The sequence below is a fragment of the Gordonia sp. ABSL11-1 genome (genome assembly GCF_030315685.1).
GTDB lineage: Bacteria > Actinomycetota > Actinomycetes > Mycobacteriales > Mycobacteriaceae > Gordonia.
Genome location: NZ_JASXSI010000007.1, coordinates 89058 through 112506, shown reverse-complemented (window position 1 = coordinate 112506; position 23449 = coordinate 89058). Strand labels below are relative to the sequence as shown.

Annotated in this window: 18 protein-coding genes, 2 pseudogenes and 1 riboswitch; of the genes and pseudogenes, 16 read left to right on the top strand and 4 right to left on the bottom strand. The window is 67.8% G+C overall.

What is annotated here, in order from left to right; genetic code table 11:
* Window positions 1-73: 73 nt before the first annotated feature.
* The 8 genes from QSJ19_RS10310 to QSJ19_RS10275 all read left to right on the top strand — a co-directional run bounded on the left by QSJ19_RS10310 (window position 74) and on the right by QSJ19_RS10275 (window position 9645).
* Window positions 74-1540: a condensation domain-containing protein gene (locus QSJ19_RS10310; RefSeq protein WP_286320161.1), complete on the top strand. Its 1467-nt coding sequence runs from the start codon at window positions 74-76 to the stop codon at window positions 1538-1540.
* A gap of 5 nt (window positions 1541-1545) precedes the next feature.
* Window positions 1546-2964, top strand: coding sequence for a condensation domain-containing protein (locus tag QSJ19_RS10305; RefSeq protein WP_286320160.1), 1419 nt, complete (start codon window positions 1546-1548; stop codon window positions 2962-2964).
* Window positions 2961-4304 (top strand): condensation domain-containing protein, encoded by a 1344-nt coding sequence (locus QSJ19_RS10300; RefSeq protein WP_286320159.1) that lies wholly within the window; start codon window positions 2961-2963, stop codon window positions 4302-4304. The genes QSJ19_RS10305 and QSJ19_RS10300 overlap by 4 nt, the downstream gene beginning before the upstream one ends.
* Before the next feature lie 109 nt (window positions 4305-4413).
* The gene (locus QSJ19_RS10295) at window positions 4414-5310 is read left to right on the top strand and encodes a sulfurtransferase (RefSeq protein WP_286320158.1); all 897 of its coding nucleotides are present in this window, start codon (window positions 4414-4416) and stop codon (window positions 5308-5310) included.
* Window positions 5307-5750 carry a SufE family protein gene (locus QSJ19_RS10290; RefSeq protein WP_286320155.1) on the top strand — a complete coding sequence of 148 codons (444 nt, stop codon included), beginning with the start codon at window positions 5307-5309 and terminating at the stop codon, window positions 5748-5750. The genes QSJ19_RS10295 and QSJ19_RS10290 overlap by 4 nt, the downstream gene beginning before the upstream one ends.
* Window positions 5747-7273, top strand: coding sequence for a condensation domain-containing protein (locus QSJ19_RS10285; RefSeq protein ID WP_286320153.1), 1527 nt, complete (start codon window positions 5747-5749; stop codon window positions 7271-7273). The genes QSJ19_RS10290 and QSJ19_RS10285 overlap by 4 nt, the downstream gene beginning before the upstream one ends.
* 195 nt (window positions 7274-7468) lie before the next feature.
* The gene (locus QSJ19_RS10280; RefSeq protein WP_286320152.1) at window positions 7469-9277 is read left to right on the top strand and encodes an acetyl/propionyl/methylcrotonyl-CoA carboxylase subunit alpha; all 1809 of its coding nucleotides are present in this window, start codon (window positions 7469-7471) and stop codon (window positions 9275-9277) included.
* Between the two features lie 14 nt (window positions 9278-9291).
* Window positions 9292-9645, top strand: a complete 354-nt coding sequence (locus QSJ19_RS10275; protein ID WP_286320151.1) for a GNAT family N-acetyltransferase — start codon at window positions 9292-9294, stop codon at window positions 9643-9645.
* On the opposite strand, the gene QSJ19_RS10270 is transcribed toward QSJ19_RS10275, so the two are convergent.
* Window positions 9543-11186 (bottom strand): MFS transporter, encoded by a 1644-nt coding sequence (locus QSJ19_RS10270; RefSeq protein ID WP_286320150.1) that lies wholly within the window; start codon window positions 11184-11186, stop codon window positions 9543-9545. The genes QSJ19_RS10275 and QSJ19_RS10270 overlap by 103 nt on opposite strands.
* Window positions 11187-11326: 140 nt before the next feature.
* Here QSJ19_RS10270 and QSJ19_RS10265 point away from each other — a divergent pair, with 140 nt between their 5' ends.
* The gene (locus tag QSJ19_RS10265) at window positions 11327-11980 is read left to right on the top strand and encodes a TetR/AcrR family transcriptional regulator (protein ID WP_286320149.1); all 654 of its coding nucleotides are present in this window, start codon (window positions 11327-11329) and stop codon (window positions 11978-11980) included.
* On the opposite strand, the gene QSJ19_RS10260 is transcribed toward QSJ19_RS10265, so the two are convergent.
* Complete coding sequence (locus QSJ19_RS10260; protein WP_286320148.1) at window positions 11914-12504, bottom strand: nucleotidyltransferase family protein; 591 nt, start codon at window positions 12502-12504, stop codon at window positions 11914-11916. The genes QSJ19_RS10265 and QSJ19_RS10260 overlap by 67 nt on opposite strands.
* Before the next feature lie 169 nt (window positions 12505-12673).
* Between QSJ19_RS10260 and uraD (QSJ19_RS10255) the strand changes: the two genes are divergently transcribed.
* From uraD (QSJ19_RS10255) to metE, 4 genes are all read left to right on the top strand, one after another.
* Window positions 12674-14668: a 2-oxo-4-hydroxy-4-carboxy-5-ureidoimidazoline decarboxylase gene (gene uraD / locus QSJ19_RS10255; protein ID WP_286320146.1), complete on the top strand. Its 1995-nt coding sequence runs from the start codon at window positions 12674-12676 to the stop codon at window positions 14666-14668.
* A gap of 9 nt (window positions 14669-14677) precedes the next feature.
* Complete coding sequence (gene uraD, locus QSJ19_RS10250) at window positions 14678-15211, top strand: 2-oxo-4-hydroxy-4-carboxy-5-ureidoimidazoline decarboxylase (protein ID WP_286320144.1); 534 nt, start codon at window positions 14678-14680, stop codon at window positions 15209-15211.
* Window positions 15208-15534, top strand: coding sequence for a hydroxyisourate hydrolase (uraH, locus tag QSJ19_RS10245; protein ID WP_286320142.1), 327 nt, complete (start codon window positions 15208-15210; stop codon window positions 15532-15534). The genes uraD (QSJ19_RS10250) and uraH overlap by 4 nt, the downstream gene beginning before the upstream one ends.
* Before the next feature lie 66 nt (window positions 15535-15600).
* Window positions 15601-15827, top strand: a riboswitch (cobalamin riboswitch).
* 139 nt (window positions 15828-15966) lie between these two features.
* Window positions 15967-18261 (top strand): 5-methyltetrahydropteroyltriglutamate--homocysteine S-methyltransferase, encoded by a 2295-nt coding sequence (metE, locus tag QSJ19_RS10240; protein ID WP_286320141.1) that lies wholly within the window; start codon window positions 15967-15969, stop codon window positions 18259-18261.
* A gap of 13 nt (window positions 18262-18274) precedes the next feature.
* On the opposite strand, the gene QSJ19_RS10235 is transcribed toward metE, so the two are convergent.
* Window positions 18275-18418, bottom strand: coding sequence for a helix-turn-helix domain-containing protein (locus QSJ19_RS10235; RefSeq protein ID WP_286320140.1), 144 nt, complete (start codon window positions 18416-18418; stop codon window positions 18275-18277).
* An 82-nt stretch (window positions 18419-18500) separates the two neighbouring features.
* Between QSJ19_RS10235 and QSJ19_RS10230 the strand changes: the two are divergent.
* The 3 genes and pseudogenes from QSJ19_RS10230 to QSJ19_RS10220 form a co-directional block, all read left to right on the top strand.
* Window positions 18501-18710 (top strand): annotated as a pseudogene (locus QSJ19_RS10230) (flavin reductase family protein); the annotation flags it as partial.
* Between the two features lie 195 nt (window positions 18711-18905).
* Window positions 18906-19258, top strand: a pseudogene (locus QSJ19_RS26960) (4-hydroxyphenylacetate 3-hydroxylase C-terminal domain-containing protein); the annotation flags it as partial.
* 90 nt (window positions 19259-19348) lie between these two features.
* The gene (locus QSJ19_RS10220; protein WP_353507137.1) at window positions 19349-19993 is read left to right on the top strand and encodes a nucleoside/nucleotide kinase family protein; all 645 of its coding nucleotides are present in this window, start codon (window positions 19349-19351) and stop codon (window positions 19991-19993) included.
* Here the strand turns inward: QSJ19_RS10220 and QSJ19_RS10215 are convergent.
* Complete coding sequence (locus QSJ19_RS10215) at window positions 19977-23366, bottom strand: pyruvate carboxylase (RefSeq protein WP_286320138.1); 3390 nt, start codon at window positions 23364-23366, stop codon at window positions 19977-19979. The two genes, QSJ19_RS10220 and QSJ19_RS10215, sit on opposite strands and share 17 nt — an antisense overlap.
* Between the last annotated feature and the right edge of the window lie 83 nt (window positions 23367-23449).

The following is a 23449-nucleotide window of genomic DNA, read 5'->3' as shown; positions in this document are numbered from 1 at the left end:
CGTCGCAGGCGCGAGCCGACCTCGGGGCCGAGGCACACCGGGCGGAGAAGGCTTCAACGACGAAGGAGTTTTGATGGAGTACACGGAGCTCGCGGACTATCCCCTCCCCGGCGGCACCATGACCGGGTGGATTCCCCAGGCCACCCAGGAGGCGTGGGCCGAGGATCCTCGTCGGCTCTCCTATATGCACAGCGAGCACGCGCTGCGCGCCCATGCCGAAGGCGACTCCTGGTACAGCCAGTGGATCGGTACCGCGTTCCTCATCGAGCGTCCGCTCGACGAGGACGCGATGACCGCGACGATGACTCGCTGGTACGCCCGTCACGAGGCCTTCCGCACGTCGGTGTCCGTCGACGACGTCCGCGGCCTGACTCGCATCACGCTGCCGGCCGACGCGATCTCGGTCGAGCGTCGGCCGATGGGCGATCACCTCACCAGCACCGAGGTGTTCGAGCGGATGAACGAGTACTTCAACACCACCGTCAGCCCACTGACCTGGCCGCACTGCATCGCGGTCACCGTCGAGCTCGCCGACCGTGACGACGCCTTCCTGCTGGTGTTCGCCGCCGACCACACGGTGATGGACGCCTACACCCAGGTGTTCGCGATCAAGGAACTGACCGCGATCTACGACTCGGTGGTGACCGGCGACCCGGACGGCCTGGTCGACTTCGGCAGCTACGTCGACTTCTCCGACGCCGAGAGGGCCCTGGGAGATCAGATCCGCGAGACCGACGACGCGGTGGCGGGCTGGAGCCGGTTCTTCGCCGCCGCCGACCCCGAGTCGCCGCAGCCGGCACCGATGCCGACCTTCCCGACGGCGATCTCCGCCCGCGAGGCCGAGACACCGTCCATCGTCGCCGAGCGCACCCCGGACGCCGGATTCCAGGCGACGCTGTCGTCGTGGTTGCTCGACGCGCAACAGACCGCGGCGTTCAATGCGCTGTGCAAGGACGCGGGCGCCAACATGCAGGCCGGCATCTACACCGCCCTGTCCATGACAGCGGCCGCCCTCAGCGGCTCGGGTGACCTGCGCTTCCTCAATCCGATCCACACCCGCAGCGAACTGCGCTGGGGCGAGGCGGCCGGATGGTTCGTCGGGATCATCCCGGTGCACCTTCGCCCCCGGGGCGCGGCGACGTTCACCGAGGCTCTGGCGTCGATCGCCGCCAGTTCGGCCGAGTACAAGAAGGTGGGCGCGGCACCCTTCGCACCGATCGCCGATCTGATCGGCGGCGACACCACCCCACCCGGATTCGTGGTCTCCTACATTGATCTCCGCCACGCCGAGGGTGCGGCCGAATGGGACCAGCGACAGGCGCGCGTGCTGCGCAGCTCGACGCGCAACGCCGACGAGGTCTATTTCTGGATCAACCGGGTCCCCGCCGGCACCAACATCTCCTCCCGCTTCCCGACCGGCGCGCGGGCCGACGAGGTGCATCGCTTCATCTCGACGTTCCACCGCATCCTCACGACGGTCATCGCCGAGGGCGATCTCGAATACAGCCACGCCGCAGCCCACACGACGAACGCGTCGTAGGGCCGATGAGCCGAACCCCGCTGCTCCGGACGACGCTCGTCGGCGGCACACCCGTCGCGTGGCGGGTGGCCGACCCCGCCGGTGCGCTCGCGGCGGCCGAGCGCACTCCGGACGGTCTGAGTTTTCTACAGATCGATCACGTCGTCGCGGCGAAGGCCAAACGGGCACAGGGCGAACCGCACACCGGCACCGCGAACAGCGTCACCGTCGTCGACGGCCCACTCGACCGGGAGGCGATGGCCGCGGCATTGACCCGGTTCTCCCGACGGCACGACGAGCTACGGGCGATCTACGACGTAGACGAGTCCGGACCGTTCCGCCGTGTCGCGCCCGCCGAGAGCATCGAGTACGTGACCGAGGCGGACGAGACCCCGGTGGAGGCCGGCGACGCGATCGGGTACATCGTCGATCGCATCTCGTCCGAGGCCGTCTTCGATGCGATGCCCGGACTGGCCTACGGAGCGATCGACGGCGGTGACCGGTTCACCTTCTACACCGGGTCGGATCACTCCCACACCGACGGATTCTCGCAGTTCTCCGGACATCTCGAGATCGCGCAGCTCTACCGCGCCATCCGGGACGGGCAGATCCCACCTACCGAGCCCGCCGGTAGGTACACCGACTACATCGCCGAGGAGAAGGCGATCGCCGCGTCCACCGACCCCGCCGACCCGCGCATCGCCGCGTGGCGAGAGATCCTCGCCGTCCACGGCGGCCGGGTCCCGCGCTTCCCCTTCGACCTCGGGCTCGCCGACGACGAGCTCGCGCCCGCCGTGCCGGTCACGCAGCAACTGCTGTCCGCGAGCGAGCTCGACGCGTGCGACGTGCGGCGCGGTGACACATCGTTCGCCGGCGTGCTCTATGCGGCGCTCGCGGCAGCGCAGTACGAGTTGCTGAGCCGCGAGCATTACTTCACCGCGACCGTGCTCTCCACTCGGACACCGGAACACGCGTTCACCCAGGGATGGTTGTGCAACTTCGTCCCGATCGCTTTCGATGTGAACGAGGGAATCGCGTTCTCCGACCTCACCCACATCGCCGGCCGGGCCGTGGTCCGGGCGCGCGACCTCGCGACCCTGCCGGTGCACGTCGCCCTCGGCCTGCTCGCCGCCGACGGCAGCTACATCCCCGATCCCGGTTCGCCACAGATGGTGTCCTACATCGACTTCCGTCGGGTCCCGGGCGCCGACGACCCCGTTCTGCAGAACGTCACCGCATTCCAGGCCATCGGCCGCACACGCAACGCCAACATGTGGTTCACCCGCTATCACGACGAGCTCACCGTGACGTCACACATCCCCGACAACCCCACAGCGAGTGATGCTTTCGATCGATACGTGGATGCCATCAGGAGACGGCTCGCCACGTTCGCCTCGGACACCGACTCCCCCGTGAGCGCTTCTTCGCAGGTGGTGTCCCCGTGAAGCTCTGCGGCGTCGACACCGTCGCCATCGAACCCGGTGAGATCATCCGTTGGGAACTCACCGCGACGGCCGACGCCGCACCGGTGGCGGTCCCGCCCTCGGAGAACGAGAAGTTCCACCTCGACGCCATGCGCCGCAGCGGAACCGCGGGGTGGCTCGCCCTCACCCTCGAGTTCGACCATACGGTCCATCTCGAGCACCTGACCCGACGCATCCGGTCGCTCCTCGACCGCCACGAGGTGCTGCGCTGTCACTTCGTGTCCACCGACGACGACCACAGCCGCCATCGTCTCGCTCCGGGACACGTTGCGGTGCAGCAGGTTCGTGATGTGGCGTCCGGCTCACACGACTCCGCGACGCTCACCGCCGTCATCCTCGACGGGATCTCCGCGACATGCTCCCCCACGGCGCCGCTCCGTCACTACCTGGCCGCCGTGCGGCGCCCCTCGTCGACGACGGTGATCTGCGCGTTCGATCATTGCTACGTCGACGCGTTCTCCCTCGCGGTCATCGCTTCCGATCTCGCCGGTGGTGACGCCGACCCGTCGGTCGCCACCCCGGTCAGCTTCCTCGACATCCGCGCCGCGGAGGAGTCGACCCCGGCCGTGGATCCCGACGATCCCCGCCTGCGCGCCTGGGGCGAGTTCCTCGCGGCCAACAGGTGGACCGTGCCGGAGTTCCCGCTCGACCTCGGTCTCGGCCCGGGCGAGGCGACCGAGGTGCACACCGAGATCCGCACGCTGATGTCGGCGCCGGATGCCGAACGTTTCGACGCCTTCGTCCGATCGAGGAGTGCGCGCACCTACCCAGCGTTGCTCACCGCCGTCGCCGGCGCGGTGCGCGACTCGGGCGGCCCCGACGAGCTCGCGACGATCCTGCCCGTGCACACCCGGTTCAACCCGCGCGACCGCAGCGCCGTCGGGTGGCTGGTGGGCAACGCCCCGATCATGATCGACGCGGGCGACGACGGCGGTCCCACCCTGCGGACCAACACCGACCGGCTCGGCGACGCACTGCCACTCGCGCGGATCGGCCTCACACCGGTGTACATGGCCTACGCCGACCTCCTGCGTTCCCATCGCAACGACGTGTTCATGGTGTCCTACGTCGACTATCGGAAGTTGCCGGTGCCAAACTCCGTACCGAGCCGCCAGATCTCGAGTTCGCGACACACCGATGCCGCCCAGTTCTGGTTCTGGCGCGATGCCGACGGCATCCATCTGCGGGCTCGTTATCCACGCACCGTGACCGCGGACTCGACGATGGCCGGTGTCTTCGGCGCGCTGGCCGATCGCCTGGCGCTCGACGGCCTCGGGCGACGACACCACCGCGCCGGCTGAGCAAGCCCACCCTCGACGGGTAGGCTCTTGTGCGGAGTACCACCACGTCGGCAGGTCCGCACGACAGCCCGGTCGCGGACCCGACGACCAGCCACGAAGGGGACCGCAGTTGAGCGTTGAGACCGATCCGAATCCGGCGTTCGCCGACTACGCCCACCCGGAGCGACTGGTCACGACCCAGTGGCTGTCGGCCCATCTCGGTGCCCCCGGGCTCAAGATCATCGAGTCCGACGAGGACGTCCTCCTCTTCGACATCGGCCACATTCCCACGGCTCAGAAGGTGGACTGGCATCTGCACCTCAACGATCCGGTCACCCGTGACTACATCGACGGCGAGCAGTTCGCCGAACTGATGCGCAGCAAGGGCATCGAACGCGACGACACCATCGTCATCTACGGCGACAAGAGCAACTGGTGGGCGGCCTATGCCCTCTGGGTCTTCACCCTCTTCGGCCACGAGGACGTCCGGCTGCTGGACGGCGGCCGTGACGCCTGGATGTCCGAGGACCGCGAGACCTCGTTCGACGTCCCCGAGTATCCGCGGTCGGAGTACCCCGTCGTCGAACGCGACGACGCCGCGATCCGCGCATTCGCGCCGGAGGTCCTCGCGTCGCTGGGCACCGAGCCACTCGTCGATGTCCGCTCGCCGCAGGAGTACACGGGCGAACGCACACACATGCCCGACTACCCCGAGGAGGGGGCCCTGCGCGGGGGTCACATCCCCACCGCCGTCTCCATCCCGTGGGCCAAGTCGGCGGCGCCCGACGGGCGGTTCCGCAAGAAGGCCGAGCTCGACGAGATCTACGCCGACCTCGATCCGTCGACGCCGACGATCGCCTACTGCCGCATCGGTGAGCGGTCGAGTCACACATGGTTCGTGCTGACCCACCTGCTCGGGTTCGACCACGTACGCAACTACGACGGCTCGTGGACGGAATGGGGCAACGCGGTCCGCGTGCCCATCGCCATCGGCCCCGAGCCCGGTTCAGCTCCCACCACGCCATGAGCCTGCCCTCCGCACTCTCCGAGATCGTCGACGACTTCGGCGCCCTCGGCGATTCCGACAAGGTGACCCTCCTGCTGGAATTCTCCCGGGAACTGCCAGAGCTGCCGGAACATCTCCGCGAGGACGCGATGGAACCGGTACCGGAGTGCCAGTCACCGGTCTTCCTCTCCGTGGACGCGGACGACGCCGCTTCGGTCCGGCTGTATTTCAGTGCGCCGCAAGAGGCCCCGACGACACGCGGGTTCGCCTCGATCCTGCATCAGGGGCTCGACGGCGCCACGGCCGAGGAGATCCTCGCGATCCCGGGCGACTTCTATCACGACCTCGGGCTCGATTCCGCGGTGAGCCCGCTGCGGTTGCGGGGCATGGCGGGCATGCTCGGCCGGATCAAGGGTCAGGTGCGCGCGCAGACCGGCGGGGCGAGTTCCCCCGGGGCATGAAGTTCATCCAGATCCGTGACGAGCCGATCGAACCCGGCGGACTCGTCGAGTGGACGCCGTATGTGCCGGGCGGGCTCGGGGCGTGGGATCACGACTCCCGGCTGACGTCACACAACCACGAACAACACCTGAGATCGGCCTTCGAATACCGGCTGCGCACCCGGCGCGAAGGCGGACGCGAGTCGTGGCTGGGCGTGTCGATCGAGTTCGACGAACCGCTGTCGATCCCCGCCATCCGCGCAACCCTGATGCACTGGATCGACCGACACGAGGTCCTGCGCAGTCACGTCGTCATCAAGGGCGACGGTCTGCAACGCCTCAGCACAGACCCCGGGACAGTCAAGCTGAAGATGGGTCGGATCGGCTGGTACACCCAGAGCGGTCCCCTGATCGAGCAGATCGCCGGCGCCTTCGATCGCGCCACGGCACCGTTGCACTGGCCGGCCTACATGTTCGCGACCGTCGGCCGGGAGGAATCGTTCACCCTGCTGTTCGCCGCCGACCACTCCCTCGTGGACGGGTACTCGCTGATCATGGCCCAGCACGAACTGGTGACCCTCTACCGCGCGGCGCGGACCCATACCGAAGCGAAGCTGCCCGAGGTCGGTAGCTACGTCGACTTCGGCGCGCAGGAGCGTCGCCTCGCCGACCAGACGGGCGCCGACCATCCGGCGGTCGGCACCTGGGCGTCATTCCTGCGGGCCGGCCGCGGCGGCATGCCCGCGCTCGGTGTCGACCGCCGCGGCGCCGAGGCCGACGGCGTCGACCTCGATGCGCCGGGGCCTGATCCGAGCGACGAGTCGGCGGTCGCGCAACAGTCGCTGTACGGCCTGATCCTCGACGACGATGCCGCCAACCGCTTCACCGCGGTCTGTTCACAGGCGGGCGGCACCCTGACCGCCGGCCTGCTCGCCGCGTTCGCGCTCGTACACCATCAGCGCACCGGCGACGCAGAGTTCCGGTGTGTCCTGCCCCGGCACACCCGCGACGACGCCCGCTGGCTGACCGCGCTCGGCTGGTTCGTCGCCGTCGCACCCTTCTGTATCGACGTCTCCGACTCGCCGACCTTCGATCAGGCGATCGCCCGCGCGACCGCCGAGCTGAAACGATCACGACAGGGTGCGGCCCTCCCCTTCCTGCGGGTCGCCGAACTCATCGGCCACGGCGGCGAACCACTGTTCGTCATCTCCTTCATCGACACCCGCTATGCGCCGGGGGCGGCCGAGGCCGACGCGGGCCGAGCAAGGGTGCTGCGCAGCCACAGTTATGCGCCGCACGAGGTCTACATCTGGATGAACCGGACACCGGGTGGACTGCGTGTGTCCAGCCGTTTCCCACCGGAGGGAACCGCCGCCGGACTCGCCCCCGGAGGCGAACCCGACGGAGTGAACAATCCCACTCTCGATCCGGCGACCGCACCCGCCGACGACACGCGGATCGGCCCGGTGCAGGCCTACCTGCGCGATTTGACGCAGTTCGTACGAGCCGTCGGCGACACCACCACATTCGGTACCCACGAGTAACTCGGAGGCCCTCACCGAACGATTGCTCGGTGGGCTAGGGTATTGCCCTGAACGCGTGATGCTTAGACTCGAGTGTCGTGCGTCACCCGGGTTGCCGAACCCCTCGACAGCCCGGGTGGACAACCCAGACGAGTGATGTCCGCAACACACCAGCCAGTGACGCTCGGCCGAGCGTCACGACGCCCAGGAGAACAAGTGCCAAGTCCCTCTGCGAACAGTATTTCCAAGGTCCTCATCGCCAACCGCGGCGAGATCGCGGTGCGTGTCATCCGGGCCGCTCGTGACGCGGGCCTGGCCAGTGTCGCCGTCTATGCCGAGCCCGATGCCGACGCCTTGTTCGTCAAGCTCGCCGACGAGGCGTTCGCGCTCGGTGGTCAGACCTCCGCAGAGTCCTATCTGGTGTTCGACAAGATCCTCGATGCCGCGAGGAAGTCCGGGGCCGACGCGATCCACCCCGGATACGGATTCCTGTCCGAGAACGGCGACTTCGCCCAGGCCGTGATCGACGCCGGGCTGATCTGGATCGGACCGTCGCCGCAGTCGATCCGCGATCTCGGCGACAAGGTCACCGCTCGTCACATCGCCCTGAAAGCCAACGCCCCGATGGCGCCGGGCACCAAGGATCCGGTGAAGGACGCCGACGAGGTCGTCGCGTTCGCCGAAGAGCACGGTGTGCCGGTCGCGATCAAGGCCGCCTTCGGGGGCGGTGGTCGCGGCATGAAGGTGGCCTACACCATCGAGGAGATCCCCCACCTGTTCGAGTCGGCCACCCGTGAGGCCGTCGCCGCGTTCGGTCGCGGCGAATGTTTCGTCGAGCGCTACCTGGACAAGGCCCGCCACGTCGAGGCCCAGGTCATCGCCGACCAGCACGGCAACGTGATCGTCGCGGGCACCCGCGACTGCTCGCTGCAGCGTCGTTTCCAGAAGCTCGTCGAGGAGGCACCCGCACCGTTCCTCACCGAGGAGCAGCGCACCAAGATCCACGAGTCCGCCAAGGCGATCTGCCGAGAGGCCGGCTACTACGGCGCGGGGACTGTCGAGTTCCTCGTGGGCAGCGACGGCCTGGTGTCCTTCCTCGAGGTCAACACCCGCCTGCAGGTCGAGCACCCGGTCACCGAGGAGACCGCGGGCATCGACCTCGTCCGCCAGCAGTTCCGCATCGCCAACGGCGAGAAGCTGGAGATCTCGGAGGACCCGACCCCGCGCGGCCACTCGTTCGAGTTCCGGATCAACGGTGAGGACGCCGGGCGCAACTTCCTGCCCGCGCCCGGACCCGTCACCGTCTACCGCGAGCCCACCGGACCGGGTGTGCGCGTCGACTCCGGTGTCGTCGAGGGCGACGTCATCGGCGGCCAGTTCGACTCGATGCTCGCCAAGTTGATCGTCACCGGCGAGAACCGTGAGCAGGCACTCGAGCGGTCGGCACGTGCTCTCGCCGAGTTCCATGTCGAGGGCCTGGCCACGGTCATCCCGTTCCATCGCCACATCGTCGCGAACCCCGCGTTCCACGGTCACACCGACGAGAACGGCGACGAGAAGTTCGATATCTACACCAAGTGGATCGAGACCGACTGGGACAACCCGATCGAGCCCTACACCGGTGGCGAGCCGATCGAGGAGGACGAGTCGCTGCCGCGTCAGAACGTCGTCGTCGAGGTCGGCGGCCGTCGCGTCGAGGTCTCGCTGCCCGGTGATCTGTCGCTCGGCGGCGGTGGCGGCAGCGCCAATGGCGTCGTCCGCAAGAAGCCGAAGGCCCGCTCGCGCAAGAAGGGCGGCAACGCCGCCGTGTCCGGGGACGCCGTGCAGGCCCCCATGCAGGGCACCGTGGTGAAGGTCGCCGTCGAGGAGGGCCAGGAAGTTTCCGCCGGCGAACTCGTCGTCGTGCTCGAGGCGATGAAGATGGAGAACCCGGTCACCGCGCACAAGGACGGTGTCGTCACCGGACTCGCCGTCGAGGCGGGTGCCGCCGTCACGCAGGGCACCCTCCTGCTCGAGCTGAAGTAGGACCCGCCGGCGACGTGGATCCCGTCGAGATCAACGCCGGGTCGTGGTACCTGCGCGCACTGCGCGCCGACGACCGGGTGTCCGACGTCCCCGCTCTCGCCGACCTGGGTGTCCCCGATCCGCACGACCACGTCGTCTCGTCGGCCCGCGACTGGGCCGACGAGACGACGTTCGTCTGGGCGGTGTGCGTTCCGACGACCGGCGAACTCATCGCGCTGATCGGGGTCGCCGCCGACGGCCGCATGTTCGGCCGCGCACGCAGCGGCTACGCCGACGCACTCTCCGAATCCGTTCCCGTCGTGGCGCGATTCGCCACGGGCGCACTGGGACTCGAGGTCTCCCCGATCCTCGACGACGCGCTCTCCTGAGTCCCTCCCGCTGCGCTGCTCTCGTCCACACCGCTCCCGCGTTCATCATGGAAGTCCCGGCTGCGGATCAAGAGGAACGTCACCACCGCCGCGACGATCGCGACCAGCGCCGCAATCCCCAGGATCAGGTCGAGCGCGTTCGCGTAACCCCGTCCTGCGTCGGCGAACAGCTCTGGGCGCAGTGGTGCGGGCACGGTCGCAGCGACACGGGCGATCTCGCCGTCGGCGACGGCCCTCCCGATCTCGTCGGCGCGAGAGGCGAGCGGCCCGCCCTGCAGTGCCGAGCCGACCTGATCGGCGAATCGGGACGCGAGCAGACTGCCGAGAAGTGCGACGCCGGTGGCGATGCCGATCTGGCGGAATGTGGAGTTGATCCCGGATGCCATCCCCGCACGCGCCGGTTCGACGACCCCGACGGCTGTGGACGCCAGCGGCGGATTGATGAGCCCGGTGCCGATCCCCGCGACGATGAAGCCCGGCACGAGTTGCGTCCAGCTGCCGGTTGGATCGGTGCCGCGCATCAGCCACAGTCCGAGCGCGACCAGGACGAAACCGGGGCCGATCAGCCATCGGACGGGCACGAGGTCGGACAGCCGCCCTGCCACCCCGGCCGCGACGAAGACGACGCCCGAGAACGGCAGGAACCGTAGACCGGCCTCGAGCGCGCTGTAGCCCATGATCGTCTGCAGATAGATCACCAGGTAGGTGAGCACAGAGAACATCGATGCCGAGATCGCCCACGCCGCGATGAGCCCGCCGTTGAATGTCGGGACGCGGAGCAGCGCGGCATCGATCATCGGATACCCGACGGTCCGTTCCACGACGACGAAGGCGACGAGGAGCACCGCGGCCAGGACCAGGGAACCGGCCACCATGACCGACCCCCACCCGTCGGCATGACTACGGATGAGGCCGAACACCAGGAAAGCCAGTGCGGCACTGAAGGTCAGGCAGCCCAGCCAGTCGATCCGCTGCGCGCCCGGCGCCTTGGACTCGTCGACTCCGATGGCCGTGATGACCAGCGCCCCGATGCCCACGGGGATGTTGACGAAAAAGATCCAGTGCCACGACAGCCCACTGGTGAGGATGCCGCCGAGCACGGGTCCGACGGCAACCGAGACACCCGTGACCGCGCCGAAGACGCCGAAGGCAACTCCGCGTTCCTTCGGCGCGAACGCCTGGGCCAGCAACGCCAGGGACGTCGCGAACATGATGGCGCCACCGACGCCCTGGAGCGCGCGGGCGGCGACCAGGGTCTCGATGGTCGGCGCCAGCCCACAGGCCAGCGAACCGAGCGTGAAGACGACGATGCCGGACGCGAACACCCGGCGCCGGCCGATGATGTCGGCGATCGTGCCCGACGTGAGCAGCAACGCGGCCAGGGTCAGCGCATAGGCGTCGATCACCCATTGCAGACCCGACAACGACGACCCGAGGTCGGCCTGGATGTCGGGTAGCGCCACGTTCACGATCGTCACGTCGAGCAGGAGCATGAAGACGCCGGTGCAGACGGCGGTCAGGGTCAACCACTTCCGAGCCACGTGAGACCTCCTTATTGAGTGTGGACTCAATAAATATGGCACATCTTGAGTGATTGCTCAAGAACTATCGTCGTGCGGGTAGAGTGACCCGTGTGGTACGCCGTGGACGACCCCCCAAGATCGGTCGCGACGAGATCGTCGTGGCAACGCTCGGCGTCATGACCGAGCGCGGTATCGCCGGGCTGACGACCCGCGAGATCGCCTCGCGGGTGGGCATTTCCGAGGGAAGCATCTTCTATCATTTCGGCGACCGCAAGGGCCTGATCAAAGCCGTGTTCGACGAGGCGCTGCGGCCGCTGTGGCAATTCCGCGCCGTCCCGCCGGGTCCCCCCTCCACCGTCGACGAGCTGCGCGACGGCTTACGTCACTTCGTCGACGGGGTCGCCGAGTTCCTCGAGTCGGGACTCGACGTTATGCTCGCCGCCCAGGCCGACGTGACCCTCCGGAACGAGACGTTCGCGGTCATGCTGGAGAACGACTACGGGCCCCAGCGGGGCATCGACGCCCTGACGGGCTACATCTCGTCCGCGCAGGAGAGCGGGGTGGTCGCAGGATCGATCGATCCGCAGGCGGTGGCCCAGATCCTCATCGCCGCCACCTTTCTGCCTGCCGCCCAGCCCCGCATCGTCGGGCACACGCGTGGACTCGTGGACCCCGAGCGCATCCTCGACTCGGTGATGGGCCTCCTCGCCCCACCGCCCTCCCCCGCGGATCCCCCCGTCGACGATCAGGGCCGATCGATGTCGACACCCGTTGCCAGATCACCGCATTCGACGGTGACCACCTCGACGTGACGTGCGGCGAGGTACGGGCCTGCCCCGACGTCCCCGGTCAGGGTGGCGGACAGCGCGCCCAGATGGTCGGCGCCCACACAGACCGGATGTCCGGGACGCCCCTCGTACACGGCGCGAGCTAGCGCAGCCGTCGACGGCCCGGCCGCCGCGATGACCCGCGCCACCACCTCCGGACCGACGTCGGGCGTGTCAACAACATGTAAAACCATCGCCCGCAGCCCGGGTCTGCGGCGGCCCTCGGCGATCGCCACCCGCACCGTCTCACCGAGCCCGTCGGCCCATCTCGGCACCTCCAGCGCAGACGATCCGACCGGCGGTTCGACGATCCGGGCACCCATCGCGACGAGCACCTCGCCGCATCCGCCGATGGCGAGCGCGTGCACCGCCCTGTTCAGCCATTGCCCCTGGTGCGCACCGATTTTGGGCTCGCCGTATCGACTCCCCGCGCCCGCCGCGAGGACGACTCCGAGCACCGGCGGGCCCCGATGCGCCGACACGCTCGCCCTGTCCTGCCCATCCGTCATGAACACCTCCTCGTCACCGCTCGGCCCGTCCGTTCCGTCCCTTTTACCTAGACGCAATATACGATCCGCCGCCGAGCGGGAATGCGTTGCGAGGTCCACTATTTAGCTGCCACCGGGGGCGCAGCGCTGCCATGGGTCCGATGGCCGAGATCGAGAAGGTGAGAGGGACATGGCTGACAAGCACATTGCCGAGGGGGGCGCCCCAGCACCGGCGCGCCGCAAGCGCGTCCACCCGGTCGACGAGGTTCCGCCCGCCGGCAAACTCGTCGCACTCGGCGCCCAGCACGTCGTCGCGTTCTACGCGGGTGCCGTGTTGGTGCCGCTGCTCATCGCACGTGCCATCGACCTCGATTCCGAGGCCCTGACGATGCTCATCACCGCCGACCTCTTCACCTGCGGCATCGCGTCGCTGCTGCAGGCCGTCGGTGTGTGGAAGATCGGTGTGCGGCTACCGCTCCTGCAGGGGATCACATTCGCCACACTCGCCCCCGTCATCCAGATCGCCAACAACCATGGTGGCGGGCGGGTCGGCCTGCAGACCGTGTACGGCGCGGTGATCGCCGCCGGCGTCTTCACCTTCCTGATCGCTCCGTTCTTCGCCAAGCTCATCCGATTCCTCCCGCCCGTGGTGACGGGCACCCTCATCACGATCATCGGTGTCTGTCTCATCCCGGTCGGTGCCGGCGACGCCGTCAGCGACCCCGCCACACACATGCACGACTCGGCGAACTGGCGGTGGGTGCTCTACGTTCTCGGCACCATCCTGCTGATCGTATTGATGCAGCGCTTCTTCCGCGGATTCATGGCCACCATCGCCGTCCTCCTCGGGCTCGTGGTCGGGACCTTCGTCGCCTGGCTGTTCGGCGACGCCTCCTTCTCCTCCGTCGGCGAGGCGAGCTGGCTCGGCTTCACCCCGCCGTTCGCGTTCGGGTGGCCGCGCTTCGACATCGTCGCGATAGTCTCGCTGATCGTCGTGCTGCTCGTGGTGGCCGTCGAGTCGACCGGCTCCGTCTTCGCGACCGGCGAGATCGTCGGCAAGCGAATCAAGAAGGAGGACGTGGCCGCGACGGTCCGCGCCGACGGTCTGGCCACTGTCATCGGCGGTTCGTTCAACTCGTTCCCGTACACCGCGTTCTCGGAGAACGTCGGCCTGGTGCGTCTGACCGGGGTGAAGAGCCGCTGGGTGGTCGCCTGCGCCGGAGTCATCATGATCATCCTCGGCGTCCTGCCCAAGCTCGCCAAGGTCGTCGAGTCGATTCCCGCGCCGGTGCTCGGTGGTGCCGCGCTGATCATGTTCGCGACCGTCGCCATCGTCGGCATCCAGACGCTGACCTCGGTGGACTTCACCGACCATCGCAACCTCATCATCGCCGCGACCTCCCTCGCCGTCGCGCTCTACGTCCAGTTCTCGCAGTCCTCGGCGCCGACGACGGTCATCGAGAAGTCCGGCGAGCAGGTCGACGTCCCGGCCCTGCCCGGCGTGGACCAGGCGATGCCGAACCTGATCCTGCAGATCCCGTTCTCCACCGGCATCACCATGGGCGCGATCACCGCGATCCTGTTGAACCTCTTGTTCTTCCACATCGGCGCCAAGGGCCCCGCGGTCGCCGGCGGTGGCGACATCACGCTCGACGAGGTCAACACCATGACCAAGGAGCAGTTCCGCGAGACCTTCGGCGGCGTCGTCCAGAACGTCGACTGGGTCCTCGACCGCGCCTGGGATCAGAAACCGTTCGAGGACGTCCACGATCTGCGCAGCGCCTTCCAGGAGGCCATGCTGACCGGCAGCGACACCGAGCAACTCGACCTGATCCGCGCCTTCCCCGATCTCGGCGCCGAGGACGAGGACACCGGCGAGCTGGTCGCCGTCGACCACAAGGGGTTGTCGCACCTCGAGGAGACCGAACACGAGAACGTGGTCAACCTGGCGTCGGCCTACCGCGATCATTTCGGGTTCCCGCTGGTGATCTGCGCCCGCGAGACCGAACGCTACGACCGCGTGCTGCGGAGCGGCTGGGCCCGGATGGACAACTCGGAGACGAGTGAGAAGTCGTTCGCGCTCATCGAGATCGCCAAGATCGCCAACTACCGGTTCGACGACCTCGTGGCCGACGCCAACCCGTTCACGTCGGCCCGGTTCAGCCGGCAGCCCGAACTCTCCTAGGCTGGGGGCATGCGTCGTGTCGATTGGCGAGGACTGCCGAGCTTCAACGCGCTGTCCGAGCGCCAGGCGATCCACCAACTCTTCGAGTGCTGCAGCTCCAGCATCTGGGCGTTGCGGGTCGCCAAGGCCCGCCCGTTCTCGGACGACGAGGGACTGCTCGAGTACGCCGACCTGATCCTCGCCGAACTCACCGATGCCGACCTCGACGAGGCACTGTCCGGTCATCCGCGCATCGGTGACCGGCCGGACAACCCGTCGTCGGAGCGCGAGCAGTCGGGGGTGGCGGGTGCCGAGGAAACCGTGCTCGCCGAGCTCAAAGAACTCAACGCCGCGTACGAGGAGAAATTCGGTCACGTGTACCTCGTGTTCGCGAACGGGCGCCCCGCGCACGAGCTGCTCGACATCCTCAGGCAGCGGATGCACAACGACCCGGAGACCGAGCGTCGCGTGATGCGGATGGAGTTGGCGAAGATCAACCGCAGCAGACTGATCCGTATGCTGACACCGGCGAGCATCTACCTCGAGGAGGAGGCGACGATGTGACCGGACTGTCCACCCACGTCCTCGACGCCGTGACCGGTTCGCCGGCAACCGGTGTCGAGGTGTCCCTGCAGGACGCGAGCGGAACCGAACTCGCGTCCGGCGTGACCGACACCGACGGCCGGATCGCCCAGGTGAACGTCGAGGCGCTGGTCCCCGGTATCCACCACCTCGTCTTCGACACCGGCAATTGGTTCAGCGCCAACGACATCGCCGGGTTCTATCCGGAGATCGACATCTGTTTCGAGGTCGACGACCCCGATCGCCACTACCACGTCCCCGTCCTGCTGAGTCCGTACTCGTACTCCACCTACCGCGGGAGCTGATCTCCGGCGGCCTGCGGTAACGTGGCCACCGCAGTTGGTTCGTCGCCCTGCCACATGGAGCCCCTACGGCAGTGCGCGACGTCGAGTCCGGATGTCCTCCCCGAGGGTGGCGTCGGACGAGAGGGAATCCGGTGTGAATCCGGAGCTGTCCCGCAGCGGTATGTCGGAACGACCGCCGTCATCAGCACTGGACCGAACGGTCCGGGAAGCGACGGCCAGTAGGAGTGTCGAGCAGCATCAGCTGCCGATGAGTGCCGACGAGCCCGAAGACCTGCCAGGTGTACCGGACGCGCCGCGTCCGGTGGCTCACCGCCTCGTGGAATGGGCGCAGGTCGATGTGGCCGTTTCGCGGTGCCCGCAGGCACCGAGGGGCTGACTCGACGCACCCTGCAGGGCGGTGATCCCTCCGTCACGTCTGCAGGAGTGCACACCATGTCGTCACCGACATCCCCGGCGGCTGTCCGCCGGTTCACCACCACCGTCTTGGGCACCGCCCGGATCGGCCCCCACCGCGAACTCAAGCGAGCGATCGAGGGGTACTGGGCCGGTCGGGTCAGCGCAGCCGATCTCGACAGCACGGCCGCAGACCTGCGCCGACGGTCGTGGGAGGAGCTCGTCACCGCCGGGATCGACTCGATCCCGGTCAACACGTTCTCCTTCTACGACCAGATGCTCGACACCGCGGTCATGCTCGACGCACTGCCGCCGAGGGTGTCCGGGATCAGCGATCCGTTCGATCGCTACTTCGCCGCCGCGCGGGGCAACGCCGATGTGACCCCGCTCGAGATGACCAAGTGGTTCGACACGAACTATCACTACCTCGTCCCCGAGATCTCGGCGGACACGACATTCACCCTCCGACCCGACAAGGTGCTGTCCGAGATCGCGCAGGCCCACGGCGCCGGCGTCACCGCTCGCCCCGTCGTCATCGGACCGATCACCTTCCTCGCACTGGCCAAGGCGGTCGGCGACGCCCCTGTGCCGATCACGAGGATCGATGACCTCATCCCGCTGTACACCGACCTGCTCGACAGACTCGTCGACGCCGGTGTCGAGTGGGTGCAGTTCGACGAGCCCGCTCTGGTCACCGACGTCGCGGACGGGCTGCCCGAGCTGGCTCACTCCGTGTATTCGCGCCTCAGCGGCGTGTCGCGGCGTCCCGCGATCCTGGTCGCGACGTACTTCGGCGACGCGGGACCCGCACTGGGGGCGCTGGCCCGTACCGGGATCGAAGGTGTCGCCGTCGATCTGATCGAAGGTCGTGTCGAGTCGGTCGCCGCAGCACCGGAACTGTCGTCGAAACTGGTGGTCGCGGGCGTCGTCGACGGTCGCAACGTCTGGCGCACCGACCTCGACCGCGCACTCGGTACCCTCGGCACGCTCCTGGGCTCGGTCGGCGACCTCGCCGTCTCGACATCGTGCTCCACCCTGCACGTCCCCTACAGCCTCGCGCCGGAGACGGCACTCGACGACAACCTGCGCGGCTGGCTCGCCTTCGCGTCCGACAAGTTCGTCGAGGTCGCCGCCCTGTCGCGCGCGGTGCGCCACGGGCGCGAGAGCGAGGCCGACGCCTTCGAAGCGAGCCGCGCCGCGCTGGCCACTCGGGAGACGGATCCGCGCCTGCGGGACAACGCCGTTCGCACGCGCCTCGCGGCGATCACCGATGCCGACGTGACCCGAGGGGACGCCTCGGCACGCAGCTCTGCGCAGGCCGTACGACTGGGGCTGCCACCGTTGCCCACCACGACGATCGGCTCCTACCCGCAGACGACCACCATCAGAAAGGCCCGTGCGGCACTGCGGTCGAAGGCCATCGATCGCGCCGAGTACGAGCGGCGGATGCGCGACGAGATCTCGACGGTCATCGCGCTGCAGGAGAAGATCGGCCTCGACGTGCTGGTGCACGGTGAGCCGGAGCGCAACGACATGGTGCAGTATTTCGCCGAGCAGCTCGACGGGTTCTTCGCGACCGCCCACGGCTGGGTGCAGTCCTATGGCACCCGCTGCGTGCGCCCGCCGATCCTCTTCGGCGACGTGTCCCGGCCGGCCGCGATGACCGTCGACTGGATCACCTACGCCCAGTCGCTGACCGCGAAACCGGTCAAGGGGATGCTCACCGGTCCGGTCACGATCCTCGCGTGGTCGTTCGTCCGCAACGATCAGCCGGTGTCGGAGTCTGCCTTCCAGATAGCACTCGCCATCCGGGACGAGACCGTCGACCTCGAGAAGGCCGGTGTGGGCATCATCCAGGTGGACGAGCCCGCGCTGCGCGAGCTGCTCCCCCTGCGCGACGCCGCCAAACCGGCCTATCTCGAGTGGGCGGTCCGTGCCTTCCGGCTCGCGACATCGGGCGTCTCCGACAGCACCCAGGTGCACACCCACCTGTGCTATTCGGAGTTCGGCGAGGTGATCGGCGCGATCGCCGCCCTCGACGCCGATGTCACCTCGATCGAGGCGGCACGGTCGCACATGGAGGTCCTCGATGACCTGAACGCGGTGGGCTTCGCCAACGGCGTCGGACCGGGCGTCTACGACATCCACTCCCCGCGCGTACCGGATGCCGCGGAGGTCGAGAAGTCGCTGTCGGCGGCCCTGGATGCCGTTGACATGCAACGACTCTGGGTGAATCCCGACTGCGGACTCAAAACACGCGGGACCGACGAGGTGATCGAGTCGCTCACCAACATGGTCGCCGCGGCGAAGGCCGTCCGCGCCTCTATCGCCTGACCAGGTGTCGCCGTCACAGGTCGCGGCGGACCTGTGACGGCGACATCCCGTACTTCTGCCGGAACGCGGCGGCGAATCGGCCCGAATGGGTGAAACCCCGTTTCAGTGCCGCATCGGTCACCGACTGCACCTGCCCGAGCCGGAGGCCGTCGTGCACGACCGCAAGTCGGATGTCGGTCCGGCACTCGCGCAGGGTGCGACCGACGTACTCGCGCCGGGTCGGCACGCAGCGCATCGAGGACTCGGGTGACGATGCGCGGCCGGGGCAGGTGCACGTCGGCGGGATCATCGACGCGACGTCGTCGGGCAAACCGCCGCTGCTGTACTACCGCAGCACTTTTCACGATCTCGGCCAACCCAGCGTCAACGCACTGTGGCCGCTGTCCGCCGACGACCCGCACTCGGGCTGGTTCGACGCGACGACCACCTTCACTCCGTTCCATCTGCGTCGTACCGACCACCCGGCCTTCCGCAACCCGGTGCGGACGACCGCACGCCTGTACGACTCGATGCACGAAGAGCCGCACAAGGATACGGTGACCTCCCCACCGACACCGGCAACGGCGGCGTGACGATGCCGTTCTTCACGGCACCGACGAGCGCCGGCGATCTCGTCAGGGAGCGCGACGCATCAACGCGTTCTTCCCCAGTCAGGGTTCCTGCCGCGCTTCACCTTTCAGGGATGCACGCGTCTGGCGGTGAAACTCGACTTCATCGCCGGGCTGCTGATGAAGGCGCTCGACGCGACCGGGTCGGGCGGCTTCCGCGGGTCCAGACGAGAGTCGGCGAGGTCATTGGCTGGCGCAATCTGTTCTGGACCCGGATATTCATGATGCAGGGCTACCCGCGCATCAAGGAGATCATCGAGCAGGACGTCGCATCCGGGCTCATCTATCTCCCGTCGAGCGCAGCCGATGTCAAGAGTCCCGACGTCCGGCCCTACCTGGACAAGTACGTCCGAGGCTCCAACGGCATCACCGCCGTCGACCCAGTACGACCTCAATGGCTGGACCGTGCCGATCTGATCGGCAACGAGGACGTCAGCTACTTCGGTCCGGCGAACTGAGAACACGTCTATCGTGACGGCGTGGGAGTCCTGGCAACCATCCTGACGGACATCGATGATGCGCTCGCCCGCGCCGACGGCGAGCGCATCATCGTCGGCGTGATCGGACCACCTGGCGCGGGCAAGTCGACGGCGGCGCGCGCGATTGTCGACCGCTATTGCGCCACTCGCGGCCCGGACTTCGTCGGCAGTCTCCCGATGGACGGTTTCCATCTGTCGAACACGGTTCTGACACAACTGGATCGGCTCGACCGCAAGGGCGCGCCGGACACCTTCGACGTAGACGGGTACGTGGCGCTGCTGAGGCGAGCAATCCACGCGGATGCCGACGTCTATGCACCGGATTTCGATCACAGCACCGGAGAGCCGATCAGCGCCTCACTCATCCTGCCGGCGTCGGCCTCGCTGATCGTCACCGAGGGCAACTACCTGGCGCTGGACGGCGTGTGGGCGCCGGTCCGCGAACTGATGACGAAGCTCTACTACGTCGACGCACCGACGGCGGTCCGTCTCGACCGCCTCGTGCGGCGTCACGTCGCGGCCGGGAGATCGCCGTCGGCCGCACGAGCGTGGGTCGACACCGTCGACGAACCCAATGCCGCGCTGGTCGCCACGACGCTCCCCCTCGCAGACCAGGTCATCGAGTCCGTCAGCCGATTTCGATGAGGAGGTCGCCGGGGGCGACCTGGGTGACCGAGCCGATGGCGACGCGGGCGACCTTGCCGCCGACGGGTGCGGTGATGGTAGCTTCCATCTTCATGGCCTCGATGGTGCCGATGGCGGCGCCGGCGGCGATCTCGTCGCCGACGTCGACCGACAGTGACACCACCCCGGCGAACGGGGCCCCGATGTGGTGTGGGTTGGCTCGGTCGGCTTTCTCCGCGGCGGCGACCTCGGCATCGACCGAACGGTCCCGCACCTGCACCGGACGCAGTTGTCCGTTGAGGATGCACATGACGGTGCGCATGCCCTTTTCGTCGGGTTCGCTGATCGCTTCGAGCCCGATCAGCAATTCGACGCCGGGTTCGAGTTCGACGCGGTGTTCCTCGCCGTAACGCAGCCCGTAGAAGAACTGGTTCGCCGACAGCCGCGAGGTGTCGCCGTAGGTCTCCTGGTGGTCGTCGAACTCGGTGGTGGGGCCGGGAAACAGCAACCGGTTGAGCGTGTGCTGCCGTTTCTGCCCGCCGGTGTCCAGCGCCGCCGAGTCCTCGGCAGACAGTTCCTCGGTTGCCGGGGCCTGCGCACGCCCTTCCAGGGCCAGACTGCGCAGCGGTTCGGGCCATCCGCCGGCCGGATCGCCAAGTTCGCCGCGCAGGAACCCGATCACCGAGTCCGGGATGTCATAGCTTTGCGGGTTGGCGGCGAACTCGTCGGCGGTGATCCCGCGTCCGACCAACGCCAACGCCAGGTCGCCGACGACCTTCGACGACGGGGTCACCTTGATCAGTCGGCCCAGCATGCGATCGGCGGAGGCGTAGGCCTCCTCGACCGCCTCGAACCGGTTGCCCAGGCCGAGCGCGATGGCCTGCTGACGCAGATTCGACAGCTGCCCGCCGGGGATCTCATGGGTGTAGACACGCCCGGTCGGGGCCGGCAGCCCCGACTCGAACGGGGCATACACCTTGCGCAACGCCTCCCAGTACGGTTCCAGATCGCACACCGCGGCCAGGTCGAGACCGGTGTCGCGGTCGGAATGGGCCGCGGCGGCCACGATCGCCGACAACGCCGGCTGACTGGTGGTACCGGCCAACGCGGCACTGGCCCCGTCGACCGCCGACGCGCCGGCCTGCCACGCCGCCAGATAGGTGGCCAACTGACCGCCCGGAGTGTCATGGGTGTGCACATGCACCGGCAGATCGAACTCGCGACGCAACGCCGAGACCAGCGTGGTCGCCGCCGGCGCCCGCAACAGCCCGGCCATGTCCTTGATCGCCAACACATGCGCACCCGCGGAGACGATCTGCTCGGCCAGACGCAGGTAATAATCCAGCGTGTAGAGATCCTCGGCCGGATTCGCCAGGTCACCGGTGTAGGACATCGCCACCTCGGCGACCGCGGTGCCGGTCTCGCGGACCGCGTCGATCGCCGGACGCATCGCCTCGATGTTGTTCAGCGCGTCGAAGATCCGGAAGATGTCGATACCCGTGGCGGTGGCCTCGGCGACGAACGCCGTGGTCACCTTCGTCGGGTACGGGGTGTAGCCGACGGTGTTGGCACCACGCAGCAGCATCTGCAGACAGATGTTGGGCACCGCCTCACGCAGCTGCGCCAGCCGATCCCACGGATCCTCCTTCAAAAACCGCAACGCCACGTCGTAGGTCGCCCCACCCCAACACTCCAGCGACAGCAGCTGCGGGGTCATCGCCGCCACATACGGTGCGACCATCAACAGACCGCTGGTCCGCACCCGGGTGGCCAGCAACGACTGATGCGCATCACGGAACGTGGTGTCGGTGACCCCCAACCGCGTCGAGTCACGCAGATCCGCGGCGAAACCGTCGGGACCCAAGGCCAGCAACCGCTGACGCGACCCGTCCGGCGGCGACGCCAGACGCGCACGATCCAGCGTGGGCAGCTTGTCCCGCGGATACACCTTCGTCGGGCGTTCACCGTGCGGCTTGTTCACCGTGACATCGGCCAGATACGACAGGATCTTCGTACCGCGATCGGCCGAGGACCGCGAGGTCAGCAACCACGGCCGATCCTCGATGAACGACGTCGTCACCCGCCCCTCACGGAAATCGGTGTCGTCGAGCACCGCCTGCAGGAACCCGATGTTCGTGGCCACACCACGAATACGGAACTCGGCCACCGCACGCCGAGCACGACGCACCGCCGTCGCGAAATCCCGACCACGGCACGTCAACTTCACCAACATCGAGTCGAAATGCCCGCTGACCTCGGCACCCAACACCGCACCACCATCCAAGCGCACACCGGCACCGCCCGGACTGCGATACGCGGTGATCCGACCGACATCCGGACGGAAATCGTTCGCCGGGTCCTCGGTGGTGATCCGGCACTGCATCGCCGCCCCGCGGATCACCAGTGTGTCCTGCGACAGACCCAGATCCTCCAACGACTCACCCGAGGCGATCCGCAACTGCGACCCCACCAAGTCCACATCGGTGATCTCCTCGGTCACCGTGTGCTCGACCTGAATCCGCGGATTCATCTCGATGAACACATGCCTGCCCTGCTCGTCCAGCAGGAACTCGACCGTCCCGGCGCACGTGTATCCGATATGACGGGCGAACGCGACCGCATCCGCACAGATCTGCTCCCGCAACTCCGCCGACAGGTTCGGCGCCGGCGCCAACTCGATCACCTTCTGATGACGCCGCTGCACCGAACAATCACGCTCGAACAGATGGATCACATTGCCGTGGGTATCGGCCAGGATCTGCACCTCGATATGGCGCGGATTGACCACCGCCTGCTCCAGGAACACCGTCGGATCACCGAACGCCGCCTCCGCCTCGCGCGAGGCCGCCGCGATCGCATCGGCCAGATCGGCGAGCTTCTCCACCCGACGCATACCGCGGCCACCACCACCGGCCACCGCCTTGACGAACACCGGGAACTGCATCGACTCCGCGAACTGCACCAACGCGTCCACATCGGCCGAGGGCTCCGACGACGCCAACACCGGCAACCCCGCCGCCTTCGCCGCGGCCACCGCCGTCGCCTTGTTACCCGTCAGCTCCAACACCTCCGCCGACGGACCCACGAACGTGATCCCCGCATCCGCACACGCCTGGGCCAAACCCTGATTCTCCGACAAGAACCCGTACCCCGGATAGATCGCATCCGCACCACACCGCTCCGCCGCAGCGATCACCTCGTCCACCGACAGATACGCCCGCACCGGATGACCAGGATTCCCGATCTGATACGACTCATCGGCCTTCAACCGATGAACAGAATTCCGATCCTCATACGGAAAGATCGCGACCGTACGCGCACCGAGCTCATAGGCAGCGCGGAAAGCTCGGATCGCGATCTCACCACGGTTGGCCACCAGGACTTTCTCGAACACGTGACTCTCTCTCGTCAGTGCGTCGGAGCACGCCCACCAACTGTGGTGGCGAGCGCACACGTTGCCGCATGAATAACTCGCTG

Coding starts and splice junctions, on each gene's coding strand:
- QSJ19_RS10310 (WP_286320161.1), top strand. CDS start 74: ATGGAGTACACGGAGCTCGCGGACTATCCCCTCCCCGGCGGCACCATG.
- QSJ19_RS10305 (WP_286320160.1), top strand. CDS start 1,546: ATGAGCCGAACCCCGCTGCTCCGGACGACGCTCGTCGGCGGCACACCC.
- QSJ19_RS10290 (WP_286320155.1), top strand. CDS start 5,307: ATGAGCCTGCCCTCCGCACTCTCCGAGATCGTCGACGACTTCGGCGCC.
- QSJ19_RS10285 (WP_286320153.1), top strand. CDS start 5,747: ATGAAGTTCATCCAGATCCGTGACGAGCCGATCGAACCCGGCGGACTC.
- QSJ19_RS10260 (WP_286320148.1), bottom strand. CDS start 12,504: ATGACGGATGGGCAGGACAGGGCGAGCGTGTCGGCGCATCGGGGCCCG.
- uraD (WP_286320146.1), top strand. CDS start 12,674: ATGGCTGACAAGCACATTGCCGAGGGGGGCGCCCCAGCACCGGCGCGC.
- uraD (WP_286320144.1), top strand. CDS start 14,678: ATGCGTCGTGTCGATTGGCGAGGACTGCCGAGCTTCAACGCGCTGTCC.
- metE (WP_286320141.1), top strand. CDS start 15,967: ATGTCGTCACCGACATCCCCGGCGGCTGTCCGCCGGTTCACCACCACC.